Annotated in this window: 2 protein-coding genes and 1 pseudogene; 2 read left to right on the forward strand and 1 reads right to left on the reverse strand. The window is 72.2% G+C overall.

The window, feature by feature from the left end; genetic code table 11:
- A pseudogene (locus ACLJT4_RS42110) lies at positions 1 to 772 on the reverse strand (class I SAM-dependent methyltransferase); the annotation flags it as partial.
- A 521-nt stretch (positions 773 to 1,293) separates the two neighbouring features.
- On the opposite strand from ACLJT4_RS42110, the gene ACLJT4_RS42115 reads away from it, so the two are divergent.
- Both ACLJT4_RS42115 and ACLJT4_RS42120 read left to right on the forward strand, forming a co-directional pair.
- Positions 1,294 to 2,331, forward strand: a complete 1,038-nt coding sequence (locus ACLJT4_RS42115) for a Gfo/Idh/MocA family protein (RefSeq protein WP_411130442.1) — start codon at positions 1,294 to 1,296, stop codon at positions 2,329 to 2,331.
- The gene (locus ACLJT4_RS42120; protein WP_411130443.1) at positions 2,328 to 3,341 is read left to right on the forward strand and encodes a Gfo/Idh/MocA family protein; all 1,014 of its coding nucleotides are present in this window, start codon (positions 2,328 to 2,330) and stop codon (positions 3,339 to 3,341) included. Before ACLJT4_RS42115 ends, ACLJT4_RS42120 begins: the two co-directional genes overlap by 4 nt.
- Positions 3,342 to 3,437 lie beyond the last annotated feature (96 nt).

Here is a 3,437-nt window from a genome sequence, read left to right on the forward strand (position 1 = left end):
TCGTCCGAGCCGGCGTCCGAAGGCGGCACCTCGACAACGAAGAACAGGAAGCAGGGTTTGGCCGAAAGGTCCTGGAAGCCGTCGGGGAAGAGTTCACGGGCGGCCGGGTCGGGCTGCGGCTCGCTGATGGTGGACAGGCGGAAGCCCGCGGTGGTGAAGGCATCGGTCATTGCGTGCAACGGCTTGCGCCAGAACTTCATCGGGACGGTCTGCCCGCCGAACGCCCAGTCGAAGGTATAGCTGGTGGTCGCGAAGTAGTCGGGCCGGGGTTCCTGGATCGTGTAGGCCACGAACGGGTGGTCCACCGACGCGATCAGCCGGCCACCGGGCCGGAGCACGCGCCGCAACTCGGCCAGCGTCGGCCCCCAGTCCTCTAGAGATAGTGCAGGACCAGCGAAGAGACCACGTCGTCGAAGGCACCGTCGTCGAACGGCAGGCGGTCGCGAAGGTCGACCTGGTGCACGTCCGCGTCATCACCGAGCCGCCGCTTCGCCAGTGCCAGCATCCCGGCGCTGGTGTCGATGCCGGTGACGACGGCGCCGCGGTCGCGCAGTGCTGCGGACAGCGGGCCGGAGCCGCAGCCGGCGTCCAGGATCCGGCGACCGGCCACGTCTCCGGCGAGGTCCAGCATCGCGGGCCGCGCGTAGTACGCATTCACGAGGCCGCGCTCGTTCTCCGCCGAGTACGCCTCGGCGAACCTGTCGTAGTCATTCACCCGGGCCGGATCCGCAGACCCGTCGAGGCTCTCGGGCACATCGGTTGCGCATTCCATCGCCGCAGCCTAGTGGGCACAAGATCCGCCGGACAGGCACTAACGCGCCGCCCCCGACTCCTCAGCGTCAGATTCAGAACCGGTCCCGGAACTTGACGCCGGCCACCAACAACCCGACCAGCGCCACCGCCACCAGGACCCCGACAATGCGCTCCGCGCTCACCACTTCACCGCCGGCACGACCGCACCGCCGCAACCGTCCACCACGGGCTTCCTCCTCGTGCACTGCACCCGATCCGGTCCCGGTCCGCCCGGTCCCGGCGCCGATCCCGGTCCACCGTGGCGGCCGAACCGCCGCCGGGCGAGCACCGGCGCCACTTCCCTAACGGAATCCGAACATCAGTGGACACCCCTTCGGCCACCGGGCCAAGAGGCGCTTCCACACGGGGCGTGTGCTGCCCCGCGCGGGAGGCTTGCCGCGCCCCGCCGCCCCCATCGAGACGGTCGAAGGACTCAAGGAACCGCCATTCCGGCCCACTGGCACAATCGATCTCGACGTAGAGAGAAAGGCACGAACCTCGATGTCACCGCTTCACATCGGCCTGCTCGGCGCGGGCGCCATCGCCCGCTCCCACCTCGACGGCTGGCTGGAACTGGGCGCCACCGTCAGCGTGCACAGCCGCGGCGACTCGGCGGAGAGGCTCGCCGCCGAGTACGCCGCGCTCGGCCACGACGTCACCGCCACCACGCTCGACGAACTCCTCGCCCGTTGCCGCGCCGTAGACATCTGCACGCCCACCGCCACCCACAAGGAACTGGCCCGCACCGCGATCGCCGCGGGCAAACACGTCGTGTGCGAGAAACCGTTAGCCCTGACGGTAGAGGACGCACAGGAGATCGTCGCGGCCGCCGAGGCAGCGGGCGTTCGCCTGCAACCGGCGCACGTCGTGCGCTACTTCCCCGCGTACGCCGCCATGCGGCAGGCGGTCCACCAGCGCGAGCTCGGCGACCTCGCCGTGCTGCGCTTCACCCGGAGCAGCGCGAGGCCGCGTTGGGCCCCCTGGCTCGGTGACCCCGCCCAATCCGGCGGCGTCATCATGGACTTCATGCTGCACGACCTCGACATCGCCCGCTGGGTCGCGGGGGACGTGGTCCGCGTGCATGCCCTGACCCGCGGCACCGAGCGTCTCGCGGACGCCCAGGCCGGGCACGGCACGGACGCCCCGGCCGAGGTCGTCGCCGCCACGGTCGTGCTCACCCACGCCTCCGGCGCCCTCACCCACGTCGCCGGCCTGTGGGGACTGCCCGACCAGCCGTTCCGCACCACGTTCCACATCGCCGGATCCGACGGGGTGCTGCGCCACGACTCCGCCGCCGCGCCCGGCTTCCGCATCACCGCGCAGGACGCCCGCGCCGCGCACGACGGCATCCCGTCCACGCCCATGGCGGAGAGCCCCTATCTCAGCCAACTGCGCGAGTTCGCCGCGGCATGGGACGACGCCACGGTGACCCCGCGCGTCGCCGCCCAGGACGGCATCGAGGCCGTCCGCCTCGCGCGGGCCGCCATCGAGTCCAGCCGCACCGGCCACGCCGTCGAGCTCAAGGAGGTCACGCGATGAAGGTCGCCGTCCTGTCGTTCGCCCACGTCCACGCGGCCACGTACCTGGAGTTGCTGCGGGACATGCCTGGCGTGGAGGTCCTCGCCAGCGACCCGGACACCGCAGGGGCCGCGCCCGGTGAGGTGCGCGGCAGCGATCTCGCCGCCTCGCTCGACGTCCCCCACGCCGCCACGTACGACGACGTCTTCGCCTGGCAGCCGGACGCGGTGATCGTCTGCTCCGAGAACGCCCGCCACCGCCCCCTCGTCGAACTGGCCGCCGCGCACGGCGTGGACGTGCTGTGCGAGAAGCCGCTCGCGACCACCGTGGCCGACGGCGAGGCCATGCTCGCCGCGTGCCGCGCCGCGGGCGTACGCCTCGCGATCGCCCACCCGGTGCGCTTCAGCCCCGCGTACGCGGCCGTCAAGCGGGCCGTCGCCTCCGGCGACGCCGGCCGCGTCCTCACCGTGACCGGCGCCAACAACGGTCACCTGCCCAGCCACCTCCGCCGGTGGTTCGCCGACCCCGAACTCGCGGGCGGCGGCGCCCTCATGGACCACACCGTGCACCTCGCCGACCTCCTCGACGACCTGTTCGGGGCCCCCGCCGTCCAGGTGTACGCGCAGACCAACAACCTGCTGCACGAGGGCGAGGCCACCGTCGAGACCGGCGGCCTGGTCACCGTGACGTACGACAACGGCGTCGTGGCCACCATCGACTGCAGTTGGTCCCACCCCCGCTCCCACCACTCCTGGGGCGGCCTGGACATGACCGTCGTCGGCGAGCGGGCGACCCTGGAGATGGACGCCTTCGACCAGAAGGTCCACGGCTTCAGCGAACGCCGCGGCACGGGCCTCGAACTGCCCTACGGCGTCGACCTGGACGAGCGCATGCTGCGCACGTTCCTCTTCGGCCCGCGCGAGGGCGAGGTCGACGTCTCGGGCGCCGAGGGCGGCCTGCGCCTGCTGCGGATCGTGGAGGCCGGCTACGCGTCGGCGCGGACGGGCGTGCCGGTACCGGTGGGCGGCTGAAGTCAACGCCGGCCGACAGCGGCCAGTCGGCGAGGATGGAGCGGTGCCTGGTGCGTGCCAGGCACCGCGACACCGCGGAGGTCCGCCAGAAGCGTC

The organism is Streptomyces sp. x-19 (genome assembly GCF_046549115.1).
Taxonomy (GTDB): Bacteria; Actinomycetota; Actinomycetes; order Streptomycetales; family Streptomycetaceae; genus Streptomyces; species Streptomyces albulus_C.